The sequence below is a fragment of the Streptomyces sp. NBC_00207 genome, assembly GCF_045160965.1.
Taxonomy (GTDB): Bacteria; Actinomycetota; Actinomycetes; order Streptomycetales; family Streptomycetaceae; genus Streptomyces.
The window spans coordinates 5952771-5978558 of sequence record NZ_CP130715.1 but is presented as its reverse complement, the minus strand read 5'-3'; the positions used below and the strand labels follow the sequence as shown (position 1 = coordinate 5978558).

The following is a 25788-nucleotide window of genomic DNA, read 5'->3' as shown; positions in this document are numbered from 1 at the left end:
GAGGGATCCCGGCCCCGGGCCGGTCAGCGCCCGGAGTGGTCGATGACGTTGCCGTTGGAGCAGTTGTCGGTGTGGTCGCCCACCCAGTCGCCGAGGACGGGGACCACGGCGACCTCCTGCAGGCAGACGGCGGCCGCGGTGAAGTTCCAGTTGTTGGCCGCGTTCACCCCGCCGCCGAAGTTGCTGTCGTTGTCGGCGTGTGCGGGGGCCCCGAGGCTGAGGGCGGCCAGGGTGAGCGCGGCCGCGGTCATGATCTTCTTCATGGTCTGCCAACGACCACGGCCTGGGCGGGTCACTGCGCATTGCTCCGGATGCGGGCACAGGAAACCGCTCATACCCTCCCAAATGTGACCCCGCCGAGAAGCGAGCCGAAGAGCCAGGTACGCGTACGGGCCGGGCTCGCCCTGGCCGCCGGACTGCTGGCGCTCGGCGGCTGGGGCGTTGCCCAGGCACCGCCCGCGCGGGCCGAGGACCCCGTCACCCTGTCCCGGCAGGGCCAGATCACGGATCGGGTCGGGGCGCTGGGGGACCGGCAGCCGGCCGTCGCCGCCGCGCTCGACAAGCTCTACGCCGACCGGAGGATCCAGCTCTTCGTGGCGTACGTGGACGACTTCTCCGGGCGCTCCGCCCAGAGCTGGGCCGACGCCACCGCGCAGAAGAACGGGCTCGGCCAGAACGACCTCCTGCTGGCCGTGGCGACGGGGGCCCGCCAGTACGCCTATTCGGCCGACGTCGACTCCGGATTCACCGAGCAGCAGCTGGCGGCCGTCGCGCAGACGGCCATCGAGCCGGCCCTGAGGCAGAACGACTGGGCGGGCGCAGCGATCGGCGCGGCGAACGGGTACAACGCGGTCCTCGGCGGACAGCCCGTGCCCGTGCCCACCATCACCCCCGGCCCGGCCGATCCCGGCGGCGGGGCGAGCGGCGAGAACGGCGCCGGGGACTTCGTGCTGCCGGTGGTCGCGGTCGGCGCGGCCGGGGCGCTCGCGGCGTACGCGTACACCCGCCGCAAGCGGAAGGCGGCCGGCGGCGGCGGTCGCGGTACGACCACCGGGCCGGGCTGGCCCGAAGGCGCGCCGGACCGGCTTCCGCTGCCGGAACTGGACGGCCGGGCCAAGACCCTGCTGGTGGAGACCGACGACGCCGTCCGCACCAGCACGGAGGAACTCGGTTTCGCCTCGGCGCAGTTCGGCGAGGAGGCGGTCGGCCCGTTCACCGAGGCCGTGGAGTACGCCAAGGGCGAGCTGACCCACGCGTTCCGGCTGCGCCAGCAGCTCGACGACGCGTACCCGGAGGACGACGCGACCCGGCGCCGGATGCTGGACGAGATCGTCGCCCGCTGCACCGAGGCGAACCGGCGGCTCGACGCCGAGTCGGCGGACTTCGACCGGCTGCGGGACCTGGAGAAGAACGCGCCGCAGGCGCTTGCGGCCGTGGAGGAGCGCTACCTGGAGCTGACCGGCCGCGCCACCACCGCCGAGGCGACCTTGACCGCGCTGACCCGGAGGTACGCGGACTCCGCTTCGGCGCCCGTCGCCGCCGCCCCCGGACAGGCCAAGGACCGGCTGCTGTTCGCGGCGACCAACCTGGGCCTGGCCCACGCGGCCGTCGACGCCGGTCAGAACGGTGCGGCGGCCGTGCACGTACGGGCCGCCGAGGGAGCCGTCGACCAGGCGGCGACGCTGGTGGACGCGGTCGAGCGGCGGGCACAGGAACTGGCGGAGGCCGCCGGGAAGCTGACGGGCGCGCTGAACGAGACGGAGACCGACCTCGCGGACGCCCGCGGGCTGCTGACGGGCACCACGGAGGGCACCTCGACGGCGGACCTGCGCGGGCGGATCGGCCGGGCCGAGGCCGTACTGGCCGACGTACGGCAGGAGGAGGCTTCCGGCCGGTACGACCCGATCGACACCCTGCGGCGGATCGAGGAGGCCGATGCGGCGCTCGACGAGGCGCTCTCCGGGGCGCGGGAGCGGGAGTCGGGCCGGCAGCGGGCGGTGGCCCTGCTCGACCAGGCCATGCTCTCCGCGCGCAGCGCGATCGGCGCGGCGACGGACTACGTCACCACCAGCCGGGGCGCGGTCGGCAGCAAGGCCCGCACCCGGCTGGCGGAGGCGGGCCGGCACCTGGAGCGGGCGGGCTCCCTGGCGGCGGCCGACCCCTCGGGCGCGCTGGCGGAGGCCCAGCGGGCGGACACGATGGCACGGCAGGCGCAGCAGCTGGCCGAGCAGGACGTACGGGCGTACCAGGACCCGTACGCGGGCCGGCGCGGGGGCCAGGGCGGCGCCGTGCTCGGCGGGATCATCCTCGGCGAGATCCTGCGCGGCGCCGGGGGCTTCGGCCGCGGCGGCGGAGGGGGCGGGGGCGGGGGCTTCGGCGGCGGTTTCGGCGGCGGGGGCGGCGGCAGCGGCCCCGGCTCCTTCGGCGGCGGCGGAACCCGCGGCCGCATGGGCGGCGGCGGCCGCTTCTGAACGTGCAACGGACAGCCCATCCCCACCAGGAGAGACGAGCCATGAGCAAGCAGACCATCCTCGGCCGCGTCACCCAGCTCGCGAAGGCCAACATCAACGCGCTGCTGGACCAGGCGGAGGACCCGCAGAAGATGCTGGACCAGCTGATCCGCGACTACACGAACAACATCTCGGAGGCGGAGCAGGCCGTCGCGACGACGATCGGCAACCTCCGGATGCTGGAGGCGGACCACAAGGAGGACGTCGAGGCGGCTTCCGAGTGGGGCGTCAAGGCCCTGGCGGCGAGCAGGAAGGGTGACGAGCTGCGGGCGTCGGGGGCGACGGCGGACGCCGACAAGTTCGACAACCTCGCGAAGGTGGCGCTGGGCCGGCAGATGCAGTCGGAGAAGGAGGCGCGGACGGCGGAGCCGACGATCGCCGCCCAGACGGAGGTCGTCGACAAGCTCAAGTCGGGTCTGGACTCGATGAAGAGCAAGCTGGTGGAGCTGCAGTCCAAGCGGGACGAGCTGGTGGCCCGGGCGAAGACCGCTCAGGCGCAGAACACGATGATGGACGCGGTGAAGAACATCGACGTCCTGGACCCGACGAGCGACCTGAACCGTTTCGAGGAGAAGGTACGGCGGGAGGAGGCCCTGGCGATGGGCAGGCAGGAGCTGGCGGCCTCCTCGCTGGACGCCCAGTTCGAGTACCTGGAGGACCTCGGGAAGTCCTCGGAGATCGAGGCCCGGCTCGCCGCGCTCAAGCAGGGGCGCGCCGCCTGACCGTCACTGCGGGAAACAGCCGTGATGTCACGGGACCTTACGGTCCGTTACGGAATCCGGGCAGGCCAACGGCGTTGCACCCAGCGGAAGTCGAAGCACTGTCGAGGCATTAGGATCACCCGATCATTGCAATAGCAGATGTTTACGGGGGGTCCGGGTGAGCATGACGTCCTTCGACGCGGAGTGGGCGGGTCTCAAACAGGGAACCGCGGCCGACGCGCAGATGCGGCTGGCGAGTGCCGCGCCTGACGGCGGCGGGTCCGGTGGTGAGGACCTCAAGTCCGACATGGCGGTCTGGAAGAAGGGCAGCCAGGACGTCGGCGAGCTGGTGACGGCGATCAGGAAGGCCCTCACCGGGTTCGAGACGGCCCAGAAGGGCGCCGCTGTCGCCGGCGTCGAGAGCGCCACCGCGCAGGGCGAGCTGTACCAGTCGTGGAAGACGTACCTCGACGGTCTGGTGGGCAAGTGCACGACGCTGCAGGGGCCGATGATCTCGGCGGGCAAGGGCCAGGTCTCCAACGACGAGGCCCTGCGCGGTGACTTCGCCAGCATGGACGGCATGTACAAGGACACGCCGGCCACCGGCGGCAACGACGGGGGCCGGTGAGGGCGGGCATGGACTACGCAACCTTGAAGGCGCTCAATCCGTCGGAGTTCACCGAAGCCGCCGACGGCTACCAGTCGGTCAGCGCCATGGCCGACCACGCCTACGGCAGCGCCGAGGGCCGGATCACCGCCCGGCTGCGGGCCGGCCTCAGCGGGAAGGCCGTGGACGAGGCCCTGGTGCAGTTGCGGGGCCTCGCGCAGAACTTCCACTACACGCAGGTCGAGTGCGGGCTCGCCGCGACCTCCCTCAACGCGCTCGCCGCCTCCTTCACGGAGGCGAAGCGGAAGCTGGACGCGGCCGTAGGTGACGCCGAAGCCCAGAAGTTCTCGGTCGGCTCCGACGGTTCGGTGAGTTTCCCGCCCGGCGGGACGGAAAAGGACGGCAAGCTGCCCGAAGGCGGCACGGTCAGCGGCAGCGCCAAGGGCAAGCCGTCGGGGAACGCCATCGACCCCACCAGGGACGCCAACGACCTCTCTGCCGCCCTGGAACGACAGGCGGCGAACATCCACCCCAACCCGAACTTCGGCAAGGCGGTGGAGATAGCCAACCGGATCGCGCAGGCCGTCGCCGAGGCGACCGAGGCCGACACCCAGTGGGCCCCGCGCCTGCGCAGGCTCAAGGCGGACGACGACCTCAAGGTCTCCGAGTCCGACTGGGCGGACGTCCAGGGCGACTCCGCCTCGGTCGGCAGCGGCGCCAAGGACTACCTGGCCCACATCAAGCCCCCGCCGCCCAAGGGCAGCGACCCGCAGCTGAACGCCGAGTGGTGGAAGGGTCTGTCGGAGGAGGAGCGGGAGGCCTACATCACCCTTCAGCCGGCGAGCGTCGGAGCACTGAACGGGCTCCCGGCGGACGTCCGTGACAGCGCCAACCGTACGGTCCTCGCGGAGACGCACGGCGCCTACAAGACGGAGCTGAACGCCATCCCCGGGGAACCGAAGCCCAAGTACCACCACGTCCAGCACGGGCGCACCTGGACGCGCGAAAAGACCGACGAGTGGAGCGCCTGGAACGACAAGCACGGGGAACGGTACGCCCACCTGAAGGACCGTCTGGAGGGCATGGAGACGATCCAGAACCGCTTCAACGCCACCGGCGAGCGGGGACTGCCCGAGGCGTACCTGCTCGGATTCGACGCCGAGGCGAACAACGACGGACGCGTGATCCTGGCCAACGGGAACCCGGACACCGCGGACCACACGGCCATCTTCGTGCCGGGCACGAAGACGACGCTGGGGACCATCTCCGACGAGGCCGCGAAGAGCGACGCCCTGTGGCGCGAGAGCTCGGCGCTGGCACCCGGGCAGTCGGTGTCGACCATCACCTGGTTCGACTACGACGCCCCGAACACGATCCTCACCGAGGCCCCCCACGACAAGTGGGCCGAGCAGGGGGCGCCGACCCTGCGACAGTTCCTCGACGGCAACCAGACGGCCCATCAGGCGGCCACCGGCGACACCGCGCACACGACGCTCATCGGCCACAGCTACGGATCCACGCTGATCGGCGACACGGCGAAGTACCGCAGCGAGTACGCCGACAGCTGGGCCGACCCCATGCCCGTCCAGGACGTGGTCGCGGTCGGCAGCCCCGGTATGCAGGCGGACCGCGCGGGGGACCTGGGCTTCCAGCCGAGGCACGTGTGGGCCATGGAAGGCGGGGGTGACGACAATGGGGTCACGCTCGGCGGCAGGGTCAGCGGTCTCGGTGACTGGGGGGTCATCCCCACGGACGAGCGTTTCGGTGCCAACAAGATGCACAGCGATTCCCCCGGCCACGGAAACTTCTGGGACGAGCAGGACGGCAGGCCGTCTGTCAGCCTCTCGAACCAGGCAGCCGTCATAGCCGGGCGCTACGAAGAAGTCGTGCTGGACAGGAAGGCCCCGCAGTGAACCGAAAGAACAGGCACAACGTCACTGCCCTGGCGCTCCTGGGCGCCCTGGCCTTCACAGCAGGATGCACTTCCATGGACAGCGAATCCTCCTCCCGCTCGTACGACCCGCAGCCCCGCACCCGTCAGGAGGTGGAGAAGGAAGTCGGCGATCTGTCGAGCAGGGCGCTCGACATGACCCAGGTCAAGGGCAAGGTGACCGAGGGGGGACCGGCGGCCTACCCCTGCGGCACCGACGAGGAGAAGAAGAAGGGCCTCCGCAATGTCCGGCACGTCTGGTCCGTGTACGGCGTGGACCACGACACCCTCGACAAGGGCATGAAGAACCTCGCCGCGCAGCTGCCGGAGAACGGATGGAAGGTCGTGAAGAACGGGCCGAACCCCGACACCGAGAGCAAGCGGATCGAGGTCATGGCCGTCCACGAGGCGACGCACACCCAGCTCGAGGCCCGGTGGATGGACGGCTCGCACGGTGGCGAGAACCTGATCAACTTCGCCGTGTACTCGCGGTGCTTCAAGGACACCGACCCGAAGTGACCGGCTGCCCCCCGGACCCGGCGGGTCCGGGGGGAACGGGCAGCGGGCCACGGGTCCGCTCAGCCGTACATGCTCAGCAACTGCTCCGCCGACAGCTCGGCGACCGCCTCCGCCGCCGCGCCCGGCAGGGGCAGCTCGAACCAGACCGTCTTGCCGCGGTGGGTCCGGCGGGTGCCCCACCCGGCGGACAGCAGGCCCACGAGCTGGAGACCCCGGCCGCCCTCGTCGGTGTCGCGGGCCCGCCGCCGGCGCGGCTGCACCAGGTTGGCGTCCCACACCTCGCAGACCAGGGTCCGGTCCAGCAGCAGCCGCAGCCGGATCTCGCCCTCCCCGTAGCGCAGCGCGTTGGTGACGAGTTCGCTGACCAGCAGCTCGGTGGTGTCCAGCAGGCCCTCCAGGCCCCACGCCGGCAGCTTGGCCCGGGCCAGCTCCCGCGCCCGGCCCACGGACCGGGCTTCGCGCGGCAGCTGCCAGTCGCCCACCGCGTCCACCGGCAGCCCCTGCACGCGGGCCATCAGCAGGGCGATGTCGTCCTCGCCGTGCCGGGTGTCCAGCGTGTTCAGCACGTGGTCACAGACGTCCTCCAGCGGGCGGACCGGGTCGGCGAGGGCCGCCCGCAGGCCGCGCAGGCCCTCCTCCAGCGGATGGTCCCGGGACTCCACCAGCCCGTCGGTGTAGAGGGCCAGCAGGGCGCCCTCGGGGAGTTCGACCTCGACCTCCTCGAACGGCTCCCCGCCCACGCCCAGCGGCATCCCGGGCGGCACCTCCAGGAGCAGTGCGGGCCTCGGCTTCCCGCGCTCGTCCGGCGGTTCCACCAGCACGGGCGGCATGTGGCCCGCGTTGGCGATCGTGCAGCGCCGCGTCACCGGATCGTAGACGGCGTAGACGCAGGTGGCGAGGTAGACCTCGGAGCGGTCGGCGTCCCGCGAGTGCAGGGCCGCCCGCGAGGCCTGCTGGGAGCCGCCGGGGGCGCCGAGGCCCCGGGCGATCTCGTCCAGCGCGGTCAGCACCTCCGCCGGTTCGAGGTCCAGCAGGGCGAGGGTCCGTACGGCGGTGCGCAGTTCGCCCATCGCGACGGCGGCCCGCAGTCCCCGGCCCATGACGTCGCCGACGACCAGTGCCGTGCGGTGCCCGGGCAGCTCGATCACGTCGAACCAGTCGCCGCCGACCTCCGTCGCCGCGTTCCCCGGCAGGTAGCGGCAGGCGATGTCCAGGCCCGCGGCCTCCGGGTCGCCGGGGGGCAGCAGGCTGCGCTGCAGTATCAACGCCCGCTCGTGCTCGCGCCGGTACAGCCGTGCGTTGTCGATGCACACGGCGGCCCGGGCGGCGAGTTCCACGGCCACCGCCCGGTCGCGTTCCCCGAAGGGTTCGCTGCCCTTCGTACGGGAGAACTGCGCGAGCCCGACCACGGTGTCGTGGGCGACCATCGGCACGACCAGCGTGGACTGCACGAGGTCCTCGGGTCCGCCGCCCTCGATCAGCCGCGGCCGCGCCGTGCGCAGGGCCAGCGCGCCCGGTGACGCCGCCGGGTACCGGTGGACGTCGCCCACGGAGACCAGCGCGCCCGGACCGGACAGTGGCGCGTCCGAGACGGCGGAGGCGAAGGCGACCCGGCGCAGCGCGGCGGACGGGGTCCGGGCCGGGCCCTGGCCGGGCAGGCTGGGCACGCCCGGCCCCTGCGGCCGTGCGGGCCGGTCGTCGTCGCCGAGCAGCAGCCCCTGGTAGAGGTCGACGGCGGCCAGGTCGCAGAAGCCCGGGACGGTGACGTCGAGGAGTTCCCGGGCGGTGGTCTCCAGGTCGAGGGAGTTCCCGATGCGGTGCCCGGCCTCGTTGAGCAGGGCGAGATTGCGCCGGACCCCGGCGGCCTCGCGGGCGGCGAGGTGGCGGCGGGTGACGTCGGTGCCGATGCCTGCGACGCCGATGGGCCGGCCGGTGCCGCCGTGCACGCGGTAGAGGTTGATGGACCAGTGGCGGTTCTCCCGGCTGCCGGGGGCGGCGCCGGTGATCCGCAGGTCGGTGACCGAGTCCCCGGTGTCCAGCACCCGTCGCAGGGCTTCGGCCATCCGGTCGGCCTCGTGCGCCGGCAGGTAGTCGTGCACGGTGCGGCCTCGGTGCTCCTCGGCGCTGCCTCCGAAGACGGTGGCGAAGCGGCGGTTGGCCCGCTGCACGGTGAGGTCCGTGCCGAAGAGCAGGAAGCCGAAAGGAGATTGGCCGAATATGGCCTGTGAGGCCGCCAGATCGGACTCGATGCGCCGCAGCGCGCGGACGTCGACGACGACGCACAGTGCGGCCCGCTCGGCGGTCTCGGTCTGTGTGGGCATCACATAGATCTCGGCCACTCCGTGCGCGCCGTCCCCGCCCGGGATCCGGAAGGGGATCAGGCCGGTCCACTCCTTGCCGTCGAGGATCTCCGCGACCTTGCGGTGGGCGTCGGGGCGCAGCTCGGGCGGCATGAAGGCGTCGACCGGGTCGCGGCCGACGGCCTGGGCGGCCGTCAGGCCGAACAGTTCCTCGGCGCGCAGACTCCACTGGTCGATGTACCCGTCGGGTCCGATCGAGAAGGATGCGACCTTTATGTAGTCATATATCGAGCCAGGCGGACTGCTGTGCCACAGGGCGTCGTGCCATGTCTCCCGAGGCACATTGGCCTGATGTGCCTGCGCAGGTATTTCGCTCACGCGACCGTCCCCTCCAGCTCACCGCAACCGGACCGGCCATGACCGCAGTATTCAGCACCACGGCCCCGGACGGCACGGCGTTCACGATCACAGCACGGTCTCGATGATTTCGAGCCATCTCGCGTGATCTCCCCCGGAGTCCTCCTCCCCCTGTCACCGGGAGGTTCCGCCGGGGGATCCCCCGCCACCGTTCACCTTGTTACTCACCAGGAAGAGCCAATTCGAACCACACTGTCTTGCCCGACTTCCCGTGGCGGGTCCCCCAGCGCTGCGAGGAGACGGCGACGAGATGCAGGCCACGGCCCCCTTCGTCGTCCGCCTCGGCGACCCGTTCGCGGGGCGGATCCGGAAGCGGATCGGAAACCTCCACGAGCAGCGCGGAAGCGCTCGCGGGGCTGTCGGCGGCTGGATTGCGCCGTTCCAGACGGACGCCGATGGGGCCGGAGGCGTAGCGCAGGGAGTTGGTCACGAGCTCGCTGACCAGCAGGACGGTCACATCGCCGACGGATTCCAGGCCCCAGGCGTGCAGGGTGCCGCGCACGGCGTGTCGGGCGGTGCGGACGGCACCGGGCTCGGCGGGGAAGGCCCACTCGGCGCATTCACCGTCTGTGTCGATCACGCCGATCACTTCCCGGGCCAGCAGTGACCCCAGTCCGGTTCGTCTGGGACGAAAGAGGGACGAGATAGGGATTAATAGCGACATACCCGATATTCGGGGCGTCGTACCACTCGATCCCCGCCCACCGGCGCACTGTGGCACAGACGGCCTACCGCGCGAGCGTCACGCGCCCCCGCCGGCGTCCGGGCTTCCGCCCGGGCCGAGGTCCGGGTTTGCGTCCGGGTTTGCGTCCGGGTTTGCGTCCGGGTTTGCGTCCGGGACACCCTCCCCCCGTCGCAGCCGGCGGCCGGCCTCGGCGACCGCGGGCCGGTCCTGGTCGAGCCAGTCCACCGACTCCAGCTCCTCCGGCCCGAGCCAGCGCAGCTCGTCGTGGTCCTCCAGCGGCGCGGGCACTCCGGACAGCAGCCGGGCGGTCCACACGTGCAGGACGAGACCGGGCCTCAGCGGCCACTCCCCCGGGATCCGCTCCAGCGGCTCGGTCTCCACGCCGAGCTCCTCGCGCAGTTCGCGCACCAGCGCCTCGGGGACGGACTCACCCGGTTCGGCCTTCCCGCCCGGCAACTCCCAGCGTCCGGCGAGCTCCGGCGGTGCGCTGCGGCGGGCGGCCAGCAGGCGCCCCTCATGACAAAGGGCTCCGCCCACGACCACTCGTACAGTCATGGGCGGAGCCTATGTCAACACTGGATGCTCAGTTCATCGTGGCGGTCTGACCGATCCGCTCGACCCAGTAGAGCTGCTTGTGTCCTCGGTCGTCGAGGCTGTCGACGACCTTCTGGGCCTCGGCCCGGGTGGCGTACCGGCCCACCCGGTAGCGGTTGCCGTTGTCGTCCTGACGTATGACCAGCCACGGGAGCAGGGCACCGCTGTCGTTCATCGCGTTTCACCCTCCGCCGACGTACCTGCCCGGGAAACCGCATTGCGCATATGCCCGACCTTACGCCCGACCTTTACGCAGCGGATACGGTTTTTCACGAAGAGGTACCTCACAGGCGTACGCATCCGGCCATGCGTACGAGCGGGCCGTGCGCGCCGGTTCAGGCGGGGCGCACGGACGGCATGGGCAGGATCACCGCGCCGCCCTGCACCTCCTTGCGGCAGACGTCCCCGCAGGTCGCGTCGAGCGAGCAGCACAGGGAACAGATCGGCCCCGATCGGACAGGGCAGTCGGCGATGTCGGGGAGTTCGTACCCGGCCTCGCAGACCGTGCACACGTGGGTGGCGGTGACGTCCTCGACGGCGACGTCCGGACCGGTCACCGTGTTGGGCCGGGCCAGGTAGTACTTCCCCCTGGTCATCCAGGCGATCAACGGGCACAGCACGAGGGCGAGTCCGGCGGCGATGAAGGTGGAGAAGGCCTCCGCGTAGGTGCCGAACAGCCCGAAGAAGGCGAGGATCGAGACGGTCGAGGCGATCACCATCGAGCCGAAACCCGCCGGATTGACGGCGTAGAGGTAGGCGCGCTTGAACTCGATGTAGGGCGGGCTGAGTCCGAGCCGCTTGTTGATCACGAGGTCGGCGGCGACCGCGGCGATCCAGGCGATGCCGACGTTGGAGTAGAAGCCAAGCAGCTTGCCGAGCATCGCGAACATGTTCAGCTCCATCAGCGTCAGCGCGATGGCGAGGTTGAGGAAGATGTACCAGACCCGGCCGGGGTGGCGGTGGGTGACGCGGGAGAAGAAGTTCGACCAGGACAGCGATCCGCTGTACGCGTTGGTGACGTTGATCTTGATCTGGGAGACGATCACGAAGAGTGCGGCGGCGGGCAGCGCGAAGCCGCCGAGCCACGGGCGCAGGGCCTCGACCTGCGGGGCGATCGGCTCCAGGGCGTGGGTCCGGCCCACCGCCTCCAGGGCGACGAAGGCGAGGAAGGCACCGCCGAGCTGCTTGGCCGCGCCGATGACCACCCAGCCGGGGCCGGCGGCGAGCACGGCGAGGTTCCACCTGCGGCTGTTGGCCGGGGTCTTGGCGGGCATGAACCGCAGGTAGTCGGCCTGCTCCCCGATCTGCGCGATCAGCGAGAGCGCGATGCCGGTCCCGAACCCGAAGCCGATCCACGAGAACCCGGACCCGGCGCCCTCGGTCCCGCCGAAGTCGGCGAAGGCGCCCCATGCGTCGGGGGCGTGGAAGGCGAGCACCACGAAGGGCAGCACCAGTCCGATCAGCCAGACCGGCTGGGTCCAGGCCTGCACCTTGGCGAGGGCGCCCATGCCGCGGAAGACGATGGGGATCACGATGAGGGTGGTGACGAGGTAGCCGGCCTGGACCGGCAGACCGAAGGCCTGGTGCATGGCCTGGGCCATGATCGAGCCTTCGAGCGCGAAGAAGATGAAGGTGAAGGAGGCGTAGATGAGGGAGGTCAGGGTGGAGCCGAAGTACCCGAAGCCCGCGCCTCGCGTCACCAGGTCCATGTCCAGGCCGTACGTGGCGCACGCGCGCGCGATCGGGATGCCGGTCAGGAAGATGACCACGGCGGCGGCCAGGATCGCGGCGGCGCCGCTGGTGAATCCGTAGGCGAAGACGATGGAGGCGCCGATGGCGAAGTCGGCGAGGTAGGCGATGCCGCCGAGGGCGGTGCCGGCGACGGTGCCGGGGCCCCAGCGGCGGAAGGAGTGGGGCGCGTATCTGAGCGAGTAGTCCTCGCGGCTCTCGTCGGCGGCGAGCTTCGCGTAGGTGCGGGTCGGCTGCGCCGCCGCGACGGGGGTGGTGGCGGTGTCGGTCATACCGCCGGACGGTAGGGCCATCCTGTGACGCCCCGTCACTCTCGGGCATTGCCCGGCGGTTACACCCCCGGCCTCCTCGTCACGACGGGGTTACACCCCCCGTGCTCCCCGTCCGCTTTCCGGTGCACCTCCGCTGCCGGGGCTCCGCTCCGGACCCCGCTCCTCAAACGCCGGAGGGGCTGAGATTGCCGCTGCGCGGCAACCGGCCTCCACCAGCGGACACAGGCCGGGTCAAATCCAGCCCCGCCGGCGTTTGAGGCGCGGGCGCGGAGCGCCGTAGGGGTTCGGGGGCGGAGCCCCGGGGGCGGCGGCTACCGCACCGGGAGGTGGTACGACAGGCGGTAGCGGTCGGCCGGGACCACCACGTCGGCCGTTTCCACCGCGCGCCCGGAGGCGAAGTAGGTGCGGCCGATCACCAGCACCACGTGCCCCGGCACCCCGCCCAGCTGGACGAGTTCCTCCGCCAGGCCCGGCCGCGCACCGACCTCCTCCACCACGTTGTCCACGACGACGTCGATCGCGGCCATCCGGTCCACCACCCCGGAGCCGCCCAGCGGCCCCTCCTCCGGCAGCATCACCGGGGTACGGCCGGTCACGGCGAGCGGCTCCCAGGAGGTCGACAGCATCATCGCCTCCCCCGCGTCGCGGAAGACGTACCGCGTCCGCATCACCCGCTCGCCCGGTTCGATGCCGAGCCGCTTCGCGATCTCGGCGGGCGCGGCCGCCTGCTCGCTGCTCGACTCCCACGTGCCGCGCGCCCCCGCTTCCGCCTGCTCCTGCCGGAAGGGCGTCGAAGCGCCGCCCGTGCGGTAGCCGGAGCGGGCCACGCGCCGCGGGACCGGCTGCTCCCGTACGTAGGTGCCGGACCCGGACCGGCCTTCGACCAGTCCCTCCGCCATGAGGACCTTGCGCGCCTCCAGGGCCACGGTGTCGGAGACCCCGTACTCCTCGCGGATGCGGGCCTGGGAGGGGAGCCGGGCGTGCGGGGGCAGAGAACCGTCGACGATCTTCCGTCGAAGATCCCCGGCCACGCGCAGATAGGCCGGCTGCTCACCGAAAGTCACTGGCCACTCCCATCAGGTTGACAGACAGCTACACCCTGGCAACCGACGGTTGTAGACCGCAAGCAAGGGCCAGAGTTTCACCCGAAGTGATGAAGCCAGGTCACTCAAACCCGTTACCGCGCGTTACCCCGTCGACGTCACGCCGCCTCCGTCGAGGGCCTCCGTCCGGGCCCGCCGTCCGGGTCCTCCGGGTCCTGCCGGCTGTCCTCCAGCCACTCCGGGATCGCCATCGAAAGCCCGTACGCACCGCGCAGCGCCTGCTCCGTCTCCATCGACATCGCGGCCATGGCCCGGTCCCACTGCTTGTCGAACTCCCCCGGGGTCTTCGACTGCGAGGCACGCAGCCACTCCGCGCGGGCCGCCTCGATCTCCTTGAGCTGCGCCGGGACCTTCTTCTCCAGCCCCGGCCGTCCCGCGTGCCCCTGGAGCACCTTCGCCTCCTCGCCCAGTGCCGCGTGCACCCGGCGCGCCCACGCCTGGTGCTTCGCCAGCGCCTCGTCGACCTCCTCCGCGGGCGGCCGGCTCATGACGAACTCGACGGCATTGGCGGCCCGCAGGAAGGCCACCTGCTCGGGCTTGAGCATTCCGGTGTCCTGGCGCAGGCTGCCCCGCGTCTCCACCGAGGTCGTGCCGATCACGCAGAGCAGCAACCGGTCCCCCTGGCCCCAGGACTGGCGGGAGGGCGCGTAGTAGAACATCTCCGCGTGGTCGGGCAGCGCCCACGTGTCCATCGCGTACTCGTCCTGGGCCTGCCAGCACGCGTCTTCGGAGGCGCGGCGGGCCACGTCCGAGTCGGGGGCGGCCACCACCCCGTCGAGCCGCTTCGCCGCGGTGACCTCGCCGTGGTGCTTCTCCGCGCAGTCGATCTTGTACATCAGGGGCCGCTCGTCGAGCAGTTCACCGTCCTCGACGTTGAAGCAGTCGCCCGCCCGCAGTTCCTCGACGTCCGTGAGCACGCCCTCGACCTCGGTGTACTCGCTCAGCCCGTCGAAGCGGTCCCCGACCGCCGAGGAGATCCGGTCGGCGGCGAAGAACAGCCCTCCGGTCATCACCACGGACAGCACCAGGCCGACGATCGCCAGGGCCTTCCCCCGCTCGCGGTTCTTCGAGATCTGCACGAGGGCCGCGATGCCGAAGGCGATGCCGAGCGGCGCGAAGCACAGCAGCCCGGACAGGAAGGAGGCGAGCGCGAAACCGTTGAGCGGCGGCGGCTGTTGCCGCCCGTATCCGGGCGGCGGCCCCCAGGCCGGCTGCGGGGACGGCGGGGGCCAGGAGTGGCCCGGTCCGGGAGGAGGACTCGGCGGGGTGCTCACGGGGTCGGACTCCATCGCGTCGGGCGTCGCAGGGACATCGCAGGCGCATCGCGGGGTGTCACGTGCGGCACCCGCAGAGGCTGCGAACGCATGCGCGAACGAATGCGCGAAATAGTACGCAGCGGGGGCGACCGCCAAGTCGGTCGCCCCCGCTGTTCCTCACGGCTCGGTCACATGCCCGCCGCCCCGGCTGCTCAGAACTGGAGCGCCCAGGAGTCGATCTTCCCGGTGTCGGCGCTCGCGTTGTCGTTCACGCGGAGCTTCCAGACGCCGTTCGCCGTCTCCGACGAGGCGTTGACGGTGAAGGTCCTCACGATGTTGTCGGCACTGCCGTTGGCACGGTTGTGCAGGACGTAGACGGTGCCGTCGGGCGCCACCAGGTCCACCTTGAGGTCACCGATGTACGTGTGCTTGATGTCGAGCGGGACCTTCAGCGTCGACGGGGCGTTGCCGGTGACACCGCTGACGGTGATCGGGGACTCCACGGTCGCGTGGTCGTTGATCGCGTAGTCCGCGGTGTTCTCGAAGCGCTTGCCCGGCGGGACGGGTCCCTGGGCGCTCACGTGGAGCAGGCGGTTCGGGGAACCGGTGCCCGGGCCGGTCACGACGTCCGGAGTGGCCGAGTTGACCAGGGCCGTGGCCACCTGGGCCGGGGTGCTGGCCGGGTTCTGCGAGAGGTAGACGGCGGCCGCGCCCGCGACGTGCGGGGTGGCCATCGACGTGCCGTTGATCGTGTTGGTGGCGGTGTCGCCCGTACCCCACGCGGAGGTGATGGAGGAGCCCGGCGCGAAGATGTCGAGGACGGTGCCGTAGTTGGAGTAGCTCGCCTTGGCGTCGGTGCTGGTGGTGGCACCGACCGTGATGGCCTCGGTGACGCGCGCCGGGGACTTGGTGGAGGCGTTGCTCGACTCGTTGCCCGCGGCCACGGCGTAGGTGATGCCGGAGGCTATGGAGTTGCGGACGGCCGCGTCCAGCGCGGAGTCGGCGCCGCCGCCGAGCGACATGTTGGCCACGGCCGGCTTGACGGCGTGCTGGGTCACCCAGTCGATGCCCGCGACGACCTGGGCCGTCGTGCCGGAGCCGCTGTTGTCGAGCACGCGCACGCCGACGATCTTGGCCTTCTTGGCCACGCCGTACGAGCCGCCCGCGACGGTGCCGGCGACGTGCGTGCCGTGGCCGTTGCCGTCCTGGGCGGTGTTGTCGTTGTCTATGGCGTCGTAGCCGTAGGAGGCACGGCCGCCGAAGTCCTGGTGCGTGATGCGGACACCGGTGTCGATGATGTACGCGGTGACGCCCTCGCCCGCCTGGTCCGGGTAGGTGTAGCTCTGGTTGAGCGGGAGCGCGCGCTGGTCGACGCGGTCCAGGCCCCAGGACGGCGGGTTGGGCTGGGTGGCGCTGACCGTGAAGGTGCGGTTCTGCACGACCGACTTGACCGCCGGGTCGGCGGCGAGCTTCTTGGCCTGCGCCTCGGAGACCTCGACGGAGTAGCCGTTGAGGGCCGCGCTGTACGTCTTGTCGATCTTCGCGCCGTAGCGCTTGGCGACGGCCTTGCCGCTCGCGGCGGTCGAGCGGGCGGCGGTGTCGTTCAGGGTCACGATGTAGCTGCCGGGGACCGATCCGGGGGCTCCGGCGTTCTGGATCACGCCCCGTACGCCGATGTCGGCGGCCGAGGCCGGCAGCGCGGCGGCCGAGCCGAGCGCGAGGGCCACGACCGCGGTCGCGCTGATGCCGGCGATTTTCCGGCTCGTGTGACGCATCACGGGCATGTGACGGGTCCTCCTCATAGGTGGTGCACTGCGGGGGGTGGAGCGGTGCCGCACAAGCGTGGCCATGACAAAGCAGATGGCCCAACGGGCTGCCGCCTTCGAAAGGTTGGCCCACCCCCGGCGCGACCCACAAGAGGACAACGGACGCGTAACATCCGTGCCATACAGCGGCCATGATCGAGCGAAGGCGATCCGCACATGACGCACGCAACCCCCGGTTACGTCTGCTCAGAGGACGGTACACGCGCGGACGTCCGGACTGCTCCTTGGGGGTGCCCGGTCTGTGGCGGACCCTGGGACCTCGATTTCACGCCGGATCCGGACGCGCCGCTGGAGCCCGCCGCCGGGCCGAATTCGCTGTGGCGGTACGGGTCGGCGCTGCCGCTGCCGGGGGCGTTCTCGCTGTCACTGGCGGAGGGCCACACTCCGCTGGTTCCGCTGGCGGAGCGGGTTCACGCCAAGCTCGACTTCCTGATGCCGACGCTGTCGTTCAAGGACCGGGGCGCGGTGATGCTCGTGGAGCTGGCCCGACGGCTGTCTCCGGAACGGGTCGTGGCGGACAGCAGCGGCAACGCGGGGACCTCGATCGCGGCCTACTGCGCCCGGGCCGGGCTCTCTTGTGAAATCTATGTGCCCGAGGGCACATCAGAGAAGAAAACCGACCAGATGCGGGCACACGGGGCGCTCGTGCGGGTGATCCCGGGTGGGCGCGAGGCCGCTGCGCAGGCCGCCCGTACGGAAGCGGACGCGCCCGGGGTGTTCTACGCGAGCCACGTCTTCAACCCCTACTTCCTGCACGGGACCAAGACGTACGTGTACGAGGTGTGGGAGGAACTGGGCGGGCGGCTGCCGGAGGTGCTGGTCGTGCCGGTCGGCAACGGGACCCTGCTGCTGGGGGCCGCACTGGCCGTGGAGGAGCTGGCCCGGCGCGGGGTGCGGCCGCCGGCGTTGATCGCGGTGCAGTCGGAGGCGGTGGCTCCGCTGGCCACGGCCTTCGCTGCCGGCGCCGAGGACGCGGATCCCGTTCCGCAGCTGCCGACCCTGGCCGAGGGGATCGCGATCCCCGCGCCGCCGCGCGCCCGGCAGATCCTGGCCGCGGTCCGCAAGTCCGGCGGCACCTTCCTGACGGTCCCGGACGCCCGGCTGCGCGAGGCCCAGCGGGACCTGGCCCGGCGCGGGCTCTTCGTCGAACCGACGGCGGCGGCCTGCTGGGCGGCGGTGGGGCCGGGCGCCCCCTCCGACCCGTTGCAGGGCCGCACCGCGGTGATCCCCCTCTGCGGCGCAGGCGCCAAAACGGGCCTGGCCCCGTAAGCCCCCCTCCGGTCTCCGCCCGAGCCCGCGAGCCCCTGCGGGCCGCTGTCCCGGGCTCCGCCCAGACCCGCGCCTCAAACGCCGGCGGGGCTGAATGGGCGGCCCAGCACCGTGCGCGCCTGCACGCCGCCTTCCTGGGCTCCGCCCAGACCCGCGCCTCAAACGCCGGCGGGGCTGGATGCGGGCCGCCGCCGTTCCGTCGGTGCCGCTGAACTGCTTGGAGGACAAGCTCCGTCCTGCCTCCAGCCCCGCCGGCGTTTGAGGCGATCTTTCAGCCGTCCGGCGTTTGAGGACCGGGGTCCGGGGCGGAGCCCCGTACTTTCGAGCCCCGCCGGCGATTGAGGCGCGGGCGCGGAGCGCCGTACGGGGCTGGGGCGGAGCCCCGGTGGAGGGGGCGACCTTGATGTCGGAAAACCGCGAGCCCGGGCCCGCCCGGTCTGGTGAAGTGGCCCCATGACCACGAATCTTGACCTCGCCGCCAAGGCCACCGCGTTCGCGGCCCTGCACACCTCCGCGAACCCCCTCGCCCTCGCGAACGCCTGGGACGTCGCCAGCGCCCGCATCGTCGAGGCCGCCGGCGCCCCCGCCGTCGCCACGACCAGCGCCGGCGTCGCCTGGTCCCTCGGCTCGCCCGACGGCGACGCGCTCGCCCGCGACCGGGCCCTCGACCTCGTCGCCCGCGTGGTCTCCGCCGTCTCCGTGCCCGTCACCGCCGACATCGAGGGCGGCTTCGGCGCCGACGCCGACGCCGTGGGCGAGACCGTCGCCGGGGTGCTCGCCGCCGGGGCGGTCGGCATCAACATCGAGGACGGCCCCCACCGCGCCCCGGCCGAGATGGCCGAGCGCCTGGCCGCCGCCCGGGCCGCGGCCGACGCCGCCGGGGTCCCGCTCTACATCAACGCCCGCGTCGACACGTACCTCAGGGGCCTCGGGGACCCGGCCACCCGCCTCGACGAGACCCTGGCCCGCGTCGCCGCCTACCTCCGCGCCGGAGCCACCGGCATCTTCGTGCCCGGCGTGCTCGACCCGGCCACCGTCGCCGATCTCGCCAAGGGCGTCGACGCCCCCCTCAACATCCTCCTCGGCCCCGACGCCCCGACCGTCGCCGCCCTCGGCGCACTCGGCGTGTCCCGCGTCAGCCTCGGCTCGTGGGTCGCCGAAGCCGCGTACGCCGTGGTCCGCCGCGCCGCCGAGGAGCTGATCTCCGACGGCACGTACGGAGCCCTCGCCCACTCCCTCCCCTACGGCGAACTGAACACCCTGCTCAAGGGCTGAGATTTCCAGAAGCCTGCATGGGGCAACGACCATAGGATCCAGTCATGCGCACTTCAATCCCGGTGGACGAGAAGGCGGCGTCCGCGTCGCGCGGCAGGATCACCGGCGCGGTCTGGATCGCCCTCGCCCTGGTCTACGTCGTCTGGGGCTCGACCTACCTCGGCATCCGGATCGTCGTCGAGACCATGCCTCCCTTCCTCTCCGCCGGAGCCCGCTTCATCACCGCCGCCCTGCTGCTGGCCGCGGCCGTCGCCTGGCGGTACGGCCCGGCCGCGCTCAAGGCCACCCGTGCGCAGCTCGGCTCGGCGGTGCTGGTGGGCCTGCTGCTGATCCTCGGCGGCAACGGCCTGGTGGTGCTCGCCGAGACCTCCGTGCCGTCCGGCCTGGCCGCACTGCTGGTCGCGGCGGTGCCGATGTGGCTGGTGGTGCTGCGGGCGAGCACCGGTGACCGGCCTCCGCTGCGCACCCTGGGCGGGGTGCTCGTCGGCCTGGCCGGGCTCGCGGTGCTGACCAGTCCGGGCCTCAGCGGGACGGTGCGGCTGTCGGGGGTGCTCCTGATCCTGGTGGCGTCCGTCCTGTGGTCGCTGGGCTCGTTCTCGGCGTCGAAGCTGCCGCTGCCGGGCAATCCGTTCGCGGGCAGCGCGTACCAGATGCTCGCCGGCGGAGTGGGCGGGGTGGTCGTCGGCCTGCTGCGCGGCGAGCACCGCGGTCTGGACCCGGCGGCCTTCTCCACCGCCTCCTGGCTGGCCCTCGGCTACCTGGTGCTCTTCGGCTCGCTCGTCGCTTTCACCGCGTACGTGTGGCTGCTGCAGGCCGCGCCGCTGTCGCTCGTGGCCACGTACGCGTACGTCAATCCGGTCGTGGCCGTCGCGCTCGGCGCGCTGATCCTCGGCGAGGCCCTGACCTGGCCGATCGTGGTCGGCGGTGCGATCGTCGTGGCGGCGGTGGGCGTGATCGTCAGCACGGAGCGCAGGAAGTAGCTGAGCTCAGGAAGGAGCGGGCACCGAGCGCCGGCTCAGCCCCGCGCGGCCTTCTCGTAGAGGGCCTTCGCGTGCTCGTCGAACAGCGCGGCAGTGGAGTCCACGTCCGTGTCCCCGCCGCTCAGCACCCCGATCAGCCGTCCGGCGCGGTCCGCCCCGCCCCGGTCGGCGATCCAGGGGCTGCCGCTGGTGCCCGTCCAGAACCCGGCGCAGCTCATGTAGAGCATGTCGGGGTCCTCGTCGTCGTGGCGGGTCTGCGTCGTGCAGGAGACGGGCTTGTTCTCCGGGTTGTGCTCGGACTCCGGATAGCCGACGACGGTCACGTCCCGGTCGTACCCGGAGGTCCACTCGGGCTTCGGGGCCTCGGCGCGGCCGCCGACGGCGTCCTGGACGCTGCGCCCGTCCTCGTCCGGCGCGATGGTGAGGAAGGCGAAGTCGGCGGTGTCCTCGCCCCACTTCGTCCAGCGGTCGTCCACGTGGATCGAGCGGACCTTCCACACCCCCAGCGGCTGGGTGCCGGCGCCCTCGCCGGAGAAGGCGGGGGCGAAGGAGAGCTCGCCGATGGCGAGGCCGTCATGGGCCACCTCTCCCGGCCGGCCGTCCTCGCCGGCGGGGGCCACGCAGTGCGCGGCGGTGGCGACGACGTTGCCCTTCGGGCTGTCGACGACGCTCGCCGTGCACCAGTGCTCGCCGCCCGCCATGAGGACGCCGACGGTGGGGAAGGGCAGTACGGGGCGGTCGCCGGGCGCCTCCATGAAGGCGAGGGCGCACACCGCCGCGACCCCCGCGGCGACGGCCGCGGAGGCCCCCTTCACCACCGTGCTCATCGCACGGCGGGCTCGGGTGTCGGTCCCTTCATCACCTTGCTGATCCACTCCAGGGAGCCCTCCCTCATACCGCGCACGTACGACTTTCCGTTGTGCTCACCATCCTGGATCACCTGCAGCGAGGTGTGCACGGGGCCCCTCCCGTAGTCGCTCATGAACTTCTCGGCCTTGTCCCGGCCGCTCTCCGCGGTGCCGATCTGGAAGTTGATGTAGACGTCCGGGCCGCCCGCCTTGATCAGCTTCTCGGCGAGCTTTTCGGGGTTGTTCTCGTCCATGGCCTGCGTGTTCCCCTTCCACAGCGGGGAATCGGGGACGATGTCGACCCCGCTCGCGATCGCGGCCTTGAACCGGTCGGGGTACTTCAGGACGTGCTTGAAAGCGCCGAATCCGCCGGCGGAGGAGCCCATGAAGGCCCACCCGTCGCGGGAGGTGAAGGTCCGGAAATTGGCCTTCGCGAAATCCGGGACGTCTTCGACCATCCAGGTACCCATCTTGGGCTCTCCGGGGATGTCCGAGGCGTCAAAGTGGTGCTTGGTGTCGGCGTTGTGCACCGGCATGATGAGGATGAAGGGCAGGCTGGTGCCGGCCTTGACCCCGTCGCTCACGGCCTTCTGCAGGCCCAGGCCGGGGCCGGTCCCCCAGTAGTTCGTGGGGTAGCCGCGGCCGCCGGGCAGGGAGATCAGGACCGGGAAGCCGCTCTTGGCGTACCTCGGGTCGTCGTACTCCTTGGGCACCCACACCCACACGTCGCCCGTGAAGCCGGACTTCTTGCCGGTGAGGGTGGTCCGGCCGATCTGCGTGCCGTCCGCCAGCCGGTTGGTGCGGACGAACTGGGCCGCGGGCCCGGTGGGCATGAGCACCTCGGGCGGAACGTCGGCTGCGACGGCAGCCTTCTCCTGGACCTTCCCGAAGGAGACCGGATCCCCTATGTCGGAGAAGAGGCCGTACTTGTAGGCGGCCGCTCCGCCCCCGGCGAGGGTGAGCGCGAGTCCGCCGCTGATCAGAATCAGGCGCAGGCGGTGGGGGCGACGGCTGCTGCCCTTGGTCATGGGGCTGCCGTCGCCTTGCTGGTCATGCTGCACGGTCGTTGTCCCGTTCCTTCTCCGGCGCTCACCTCGGAGCGCGGGTCGGACCGATCGGTCCCCCTTACACCCTTTACAGAGGTATGAACGACCGGATGGGTTGCCTGGGACGGGCGGGACGTGGTGAGCACCACGTGGCGGCCGAACGGCGGCCGCGCGGGGGCCGTGCGGGGGCCCGTGCGGAGGTCAGCCGGCTTCGGGCTTCGGGCCCTTCAGCACCTTGCTGACCCACTCCAGGGAGCCTTCCTTCATGCCCCGGACGTAGTGCCAGCCGTTGTGCTCGCCGTTCTGGATGTCGCGGATGGTGATCTTGACGGGTCCCTTGCCGTACTGCTGCTGGAACTTCGTCATCCGCTCCTTCCCGCTCTCCTTCGTGCCGATCTGGAAGTTGATGTAGACCTCGGGGCCGTTGCCGTCGATCAGCTTCTTCGCGAGCTTCTCGGGGTTGTTCGCGTCCATCTCCGCCTGGTGGCCCTTCCACAGCGGGGAATCGGGAACGATCTCGCCGCCGCTGGCGATCACGGCCTTGAACTTGTCCGGGTGCTGCAGGACCGTCTTCATGCCGACGAAGGCGCCGGAGGAGGAGCCCATGAAGGCCCAGCCGTCACGGGACTTGTACGTACGGAAGTTGGCCCTGGCGAAGTCCGGGACGTCCTCGGCCATCCACGTCCCCATCTTGGCCTGGCCGGGGATGTCGGAACCGTCGTAGTAGAACTTGGCGTCCGGATTGAGCACCGGCATGATCACGATGAACGGCAGGCTGGTGCCGGCCTGGACGCCCTCGCTGATGGCCTTCTGGAGGCCGAGGCTGCGGTCGGACCAGTAGTTGGCCGGGAAGCCGTTGCCGCCGGGGAGCGCGATGAGGACCGGGAAGCCGCTCTTGGCGTACTTCGGATCGTCGTACTCCTTGGGCGCCCACACCCATACGTCGCCCTCGAAGCCGGACTTCGCGCCCGCGAGGCGGGTCTTGGCGATGATCGTGCCGTCGTCGAGCTTGGTCGTCTGCTTGAAGTCGGACTTCGGGCCGGCCGGCATGAGCACGTCCGGGTCACCGGAGGGCTTGGCCGGGGCGGTCGGGGTTCCGGGCTCGCTCTTCTCCGCGGCCGGGGGCGGGGTCTTGCCGAAGCTCACCGCCTCGCCGTCGCCCGAGAACCAGTCGAACTTCCACGCGGCGAAACCCCCGCCGCCGAGCAGGAGCGCGGAGGCGACCACCGCACTGATCCATATTCGGCGCCGGGACCGCCCGGGCTGCGGGTGCTCGTAGGGGCCCTGACCCTGGCCCCCGGGCGGGTACTCCTCGTACGACGGATGGCCGTCAGGCTGCGGGTACTGGTGCACGGACTTCGCTCCGAACGGTCTTGACTGCCCCCGAGGGCAGAACGGCTGGGCATCCCCTAGTGCTGATGTGCGAAACCCCCGCACAGTTCCAAGTCCGAGCAAAGAATGACGGGGATCTCGGCGGAACCACGGCCCGCATCCTACGACCCTTGCGTGCATTAGAACTCTAATTTATCTTCGTCCTCACACATCGAGAAGGGGACACCTGTTCATGCGTGCACCGCAGAAGAAGTTCCTGCCCACCACGGTTCTGGCCCTCACCACGGCCCTGGCCGCCGCCCTCACCGTGGGCGCGGCACCCGCGCAGGCGACCGACGGCCGGATATCCACGGCCTTCACCCTGCCCGGCGCAAAGGTCTACCCCGAGGGAATCGCCACGGACCCCCGCACCCGCACGGTCTACGTCGGCTCGTACGCGGACGGCACCGTCTACCGGGCCCGCCCCGGCCGGCCCGAGGCGGAGGTGTTCCTGCCCGCCGGCACCGACGGCCGGCACACGGCGAACGGCCTGCGGGTCGACGCCCGCGGCCGCCTGTGGGTGACGGACTCCACCGCGGGCGTGGCGGTCTACGACACCGCCACCGGGGCGCGGATCGCCCACTTCGAGGTGGCCGCGGGGACCGCCGCCCGCTTCGTCAACGACCTGGCCGTCACCCCGGACGGCACCGCGTACCTGACCGACAGCATCCGCGGCGTGGTCTACCGTGCGACCCCGGAGCAGCTGGCCGCCGGCGGCGGCGTCCTGACCGAGGCCTACGACCTCACTCCGGCCCTGCGCCCCCGGCCTGCGGGCGGGTTCAGCCTCAACGGCATCGTCTCCGACCGGACGGGCCGCTACCTGCTCACCGTCGACATGGTGGAGGGCGAGCTCTTCCGCATCGACCTGTGCACGGGCGCCGTCCGCCGGGTCGCCCTCACCGGCGGCGACCTGAAGGCCGCCGACGGACTCGACCTCTCCCCCGACGGCACCCTGCGCGTGGCGCACAACACCACCAACACGCTGACCCGCTGGCAGCTCTCCGCGGACGGCGCCCGCGCCCGGCTGACCCGTACGATCACGGACCCGTCGCTGCAGATCCCCACCACCCTCGCCCACATCCCGGGCCGCACGCTGGTGGTCCGTTCCCAGTTCGACAAGGGCGGTCCGATGTCCCCCGGCTCTGGCACCCCGACCACGTTCACGATCGCCTCGGTCCGGGGCCTCTGAGCGCGGCGGCGCCGGCCGGGGCCGTCAGTACTGCTCGAGCGTGATCGCCGTGGCGGCCCGGTGGATCGGCTCGACGGCCTTGGCCATGAGCTTGTCCTTGCCCGGAAGGCGGGAGAGCAGCGACAGCATCGCCATGGAGATCCGGACCTGGCCCGCGGTGCGCAGCACCATCCGCTTGATGTTGGCGGGCCCGAGCTCCTGGTTCCGCTCGACGAAGGGGCGCATCTCGCGTTCGTACGCGGCCAGTCCGGCGGTGTGCTCGCCTGCCGCCGCCGCCAGCTCGCCGGCCAGGACGTACGCGCCGACCAGCGCGAGGCTGGTGCCCTGCCCGGAGGCGGGCGAGGCGCAGTAGGCGGCGTCGCCGAGCAGCGTGACCCGGCCGGTCGACCAGCGGTCCATGCGGACCTGGCTGAGCGAGTCGAAGTAGAAGTCGGGTGCCCCGTCCATGCCTTCGAGCAGCCGGGGCACCTCCCAGCCCTCGCCGGCGTAGGCGTCGGCCAGCAGCCGCTGCTGGCCGGCCCGGTCGCGCCGGTCGTACTCCAGCGGTGCGGAGGCGAAGAGGAACATGGCCTTGGCTCCGGCGTCCTTGGCCGTGCTGTAGGTGAGCGCGGTGCGGCCGGGGCCGACGTAGGTCAGCTCCCAGCGGTCGAGGGCGAGGTGGTTGGGCACGCTGAAGATGGAGACGTAGTAGCCGAGGTCGTGCACGAACCGCGTCTCGTCGCTGCCGAACGCCAGCGCACGGGTGGCGGAGTGCAGCCCGTCCGCGCCGACGACGAGGCCGAAGTCCTGGACCCGGCCGCTCGCGAAGGTCACCGTCACCCCGGAGTCTCCCTCGTCGATGCCGGTGACGCAGTCGTCGAAGAGGTACTCGACCTCCCCCGCGGCCGCGTCGTGCAGCAGCCGGTTGAGATCGCCGCGCAGGATCTCCGCGTCCTCGCCCTGCCGGCCGCCGAAGGTGTCCCCGTCCATGCTGGCCACGCGCTTGCCTGCGGCGTTGACGACCGAGCCGCCGCGCACGTCCGTACGGTGCTTGCGGATGTCCTCCCGCAGGCCCATGCGCGTGACCACGTCGAGCGCCGCGCCCCGGATGTCGACCTTGTAGCCCCCGTCGCGGATCGCGGGAGCCCGCTCCACCACGGTCGGCTCGAAACCGTGCCTGCGCAGCCAGTAGGCCAGCGCGGTACCGGCAATCCCGGCTCCGGATATCAGGACCGTTGCGTTCGTCATCGCGGTGGCACTCTCCTTGCGTCGCTGGCGGGGCACATGATCACGCGATCGTGCCAAGCCTCCGGCGCGCCGGACAGGGATACCGTCAAGTAACCTTGTGCAAGGGCAAGTTGA

General features: G+C 71.6%; 22 protein-coding genes. 9 read left to right on the top strand and 13 right to left on the bottom strand.

Going from position 1 to position 25788, the window contains the following annotated elements; genetic code table 11:
* Positions 1–23: 23 nt before the first annotated feature.
* Positions 24–263: a hypothetical protein gene (locus OG472_RS28430; protein WP_405942199.1), complete on the bottom strand. Its 240-nt coding sequence runs from the start codon at positions 261–263 to the stop codon at positions 24–26.
* Positions 264–347: 84 nt separating this feature from the next.
* Between OG472_RS28430 and OG472_RS28425 the strand changes: the two genes are divergently transcribed.
* The 5 genes from OG472_RS28425 to OG472_RS28405 all read left to right on the top strand — a co-directional run bounded on the left by OG472_RS28425 (position 348) and on the right by OG472_RS28405 (position 6267).
* A complete protein-coding gene (locus OG472_RS28425; protein WP_405942198.1) occupies positions 348–2471 on the top strand; it encodes a TPM domain-containing protein in 2124 nt (707 codons plus the stop codon).
* A 41-nt stretch (positions 2472–2512) separates the two neighbouring features.
* Positions 2513–3232, top strand: a complete 720-nt coding sequence (locus OG472_RS28420) for a PspA/IM30 family protein (RefSeq protein WP_405831844.1) — start codon at positions 2513–2515, stop codon at positions 3230–3232.
* A gap of 157 nt (positions 3233–3389) precedes the next feature.
* Positions 3390–3839 (top strand): hypothetical protein, encoded by a 450-nt coding sequence (locus tag OG472_RS28415; RefSeq protein WP_405942197.1) that lies wholly within the window; start codon positions 3390–3392, stop codon positions 3837–3839.
* Between the two features lie 8 nt (positions 3840–3847).
* Complete coding sequence (locus OG472_RS28410; protein ID WP_405942196.1) at positions 3848–5731, top strand: alpha/beta hydrolase; 1884 nt, start codon at positions 3848–3850, stop codon at positions 5729–5731.
* A 74-nt stretch (positions 5732–5805) separates the two neighbouring features.
* Positions 5806–6267 (top strand): hypothetical protein, encoded by a 462-nt coding sequence (locus OG472_RS28405; protein WP_405831839.1) that lies wholly within the window; start codon positions 5806–5808, stop codon positions 6265–6267.
* 59 nt (positions 6268–6326) lie between these two features.
* Here the strand turns inward: OG472_RS28405 and OG472_RS28400 are convergent, their stop codons facing one another.
* The 8 genes from OG472_RS28400 to OG472_RS28365 all read right to left on the bottom strand — a co-directional run bounded on the left by OG472_RS28400 (position 6327) and on the right by OG472_RS28365 (position 16427).
* The gene (locus OG472_RS28400) at positions 6327–8936 is read right to left on the bottom strand and encodes a SpoIIE family protein phosphatase (RefSeq protein ID WP_383576365.1); all 2610 of its coding nucleotides are present in this window, start codon (positions 8934–8936) and stop codon (positions 6327–6329) included.
* A 208-nt stretch (positions 8937–9144) separates the two neighbouring features.
* Positions 9145–9573 (bottom strand): ATP-binding protein, encoded by a 429-nt coding sequence (locus OG472_RS28395; protein ID WP_401606841.1) that lies wholly within the window; start codon positions 9571–9573, stop codon positions 9145–9147.
* A 153-nt stretch (positions 9574–9726) separates the two neighbouring features.
* The gene (locus tag OG472_RS28390) at positions 9727–10224 is read right to left on the bottom strand and encodes an NUDIX domain-containing protein (RefSeq protein ID WP_405942195.1); all 498 of its coding nucleotides are present in this window, start codon (positions 10222–10224) and stop codon (positions 9727–9729) included.
* 28 nt (positions 10225–10252) lie between these two features.
* Positions 10253–10438, bottom strand: coding sequence for an SPOR domain-containing protein (locus OG472_RS28385; protein ID WP_030029543.1), 186 nt, complete (start codon positions 10436–10438; stop codon positions 10253–10255).
* A 160-nt stretch (positions 10439–10598) separates the two neighbouring features.
* Entirely contained in the window at positions 10599–12284 is a 1686-nt protein-coding gene (locus tag OG472_RS28380; protein WP_405831835.1) for a purine-cytosine permease family protein, read from the bottom strand.
* A 311-nt stretch (positions 12285–12595) separates the two neighbouring features.
* Positions 12596–13348, bottom strand: coding sequence for a GntR family transcriptional regulator (locus OG472_RS28375; RefSeq protein WP_405831833.1), 753 nt, complete (start codon positions 13346–13348; stop codon positions 12596–12598).
* Positions 13349–13485: 137 nt separating this feature from the next.
* A complete protein-coding gene (locus tag OG472_RS28370) occupies positions 13486–14661 on the bottom strand; it encodes a DUF4190 domain-containing protein (RefSeq protein WP_401606850.1) in 1176 nt (391 codons plus the stop codon).
* A 194-nt stretch (positions 14662–14855) separates the two neighbouring features.
* Positions 14856–16427: a S8 family peptidase gene (locus OG472_RS28365; RefSeq protein ID WP_405942194.1), complete on the bottom strand. Its 1572-nt coding sequence runs from the start codon at positions 16425–16427 to the stop codon at positions 14856–14858.
* A 198-nt stretch (positions 16428–16625) separates the two neighbouring features.
* Here OG472_RS28365 and OG472_RS28360 point away from each other — a divergent pair, with 198 nt between their 5' ends.
* The 3 genes from OG472_RS28360 to OG472_RS28350 all read left to right on the top strand — a co-directional run bounded on the left by OG472_RS28360 (position 16626) and on the right by OG472_RS28350 (position 19993).
* On the top strand, positions 16626–17738 hold the full coding sequence (locus OG472_RS28360) for a threonine synthase (RefSeq protein ID WP_401606853.1): 1113 nt from the start codon (positions 16626–16628) through the stop codon (positions 17736–17738).
* 453 nt (positions 17739–18191) lie between these two features.
* Positions 18192–19013 (top strand): isocitrate lyase/phosphoenolpyruvate mutase family protein, encoded by an 822-nt coding sequence (locus OG472_RS28355; protein WP_405942193.1) that lies wholly within the window; start codon positions 18192–18194, stop codon positions 19011–19013.
* A 44-nt stretch (positions 19014–19057) separates the two neighbouring features.
* Positions 19058–19993, top strand: coding sequence for an EamA family transporter (locus OG472_RS28350; RefSeq protein WP_405831827.1), 936 nt, complete (start codon positions 19058–19060; stop codon positions 19991–19993).
* Positions 19994–20028: 35 nt separating this feature from the next.
* Here OG472_RS28350 and OG472_RS28345 read toward each other — a convergent pair whose 3' ends face one another.
* From OG472_RS28345 to OG472_RS28335, 3 genes are all read right to left on the bottom strand, one after another.
* Positions 20029–20820 (bottom strand): trypsin-like serine peptidase, encoded by a 792-nt coding sequence (locus tag OG472_RS28345; protein WP_401606861.1) that lies wholly within the window; start codon positions 20818–20820, stop codon positions 20029–20031.
* Positions 20817–21902 (bottom strand): alpha/beta hydrolase, encoded by a 1086-nt coding sequence (locus OG472_RS28340; protein WP_401606864.1) that lies wholly within the window; start codon positions 21900–21902, stop codon positions 20817–20819. The genes OG472_RS28345 and OG472_RS28340 overlap by 4 nt, the downstream gene beginning before the upstream one ends.
* 186 nt (positions 21903–22088) lie before the next feature.
* Positions 22089–23240 (bottom strand): alpha/beta hydrolase-fold protein, encoded by a 1152-nt coding sequence (locus OG472_RS28335; RefSeq protein ID WP_401606866.1) that lies wholly within the window; start codon positions 23238–23240, stop codon positions 22089–22091.
* 211 nt (positions 23241–23451) lie between these two features.
* Between OG472_RS28335 and OG472_RS28330 the strand changes: the two genes are divergently transcribed.
* Positions 23452–24447, top strand: a complete 996-nt coding sequence (locus OG472_RS28330) for an SMP-30/gluconolactonase/LRE family protein (protein ID WP_405942192.1) — start codon at positions 23452–23454, stop codon at positions 24445–24447.
* A 24-nt stretch (positions 24448–24471) separates the two neighbouring features.
* Here the strand turns inward: OG472_RS28330 and OG472_RS28325 are convergent, their stop codons facing one another.
* A complete protein-coding gene (locus OG472_RS28325; protein ID WP_405942191.1) occupies positions 24472–25674 on the bottom strand; it encodes an FAD-dependent monooxygenase in 1203 nt (400 codons plus the stop codon).
* Positions 25675–25788 lie beyond the last annotated feature (114 nt).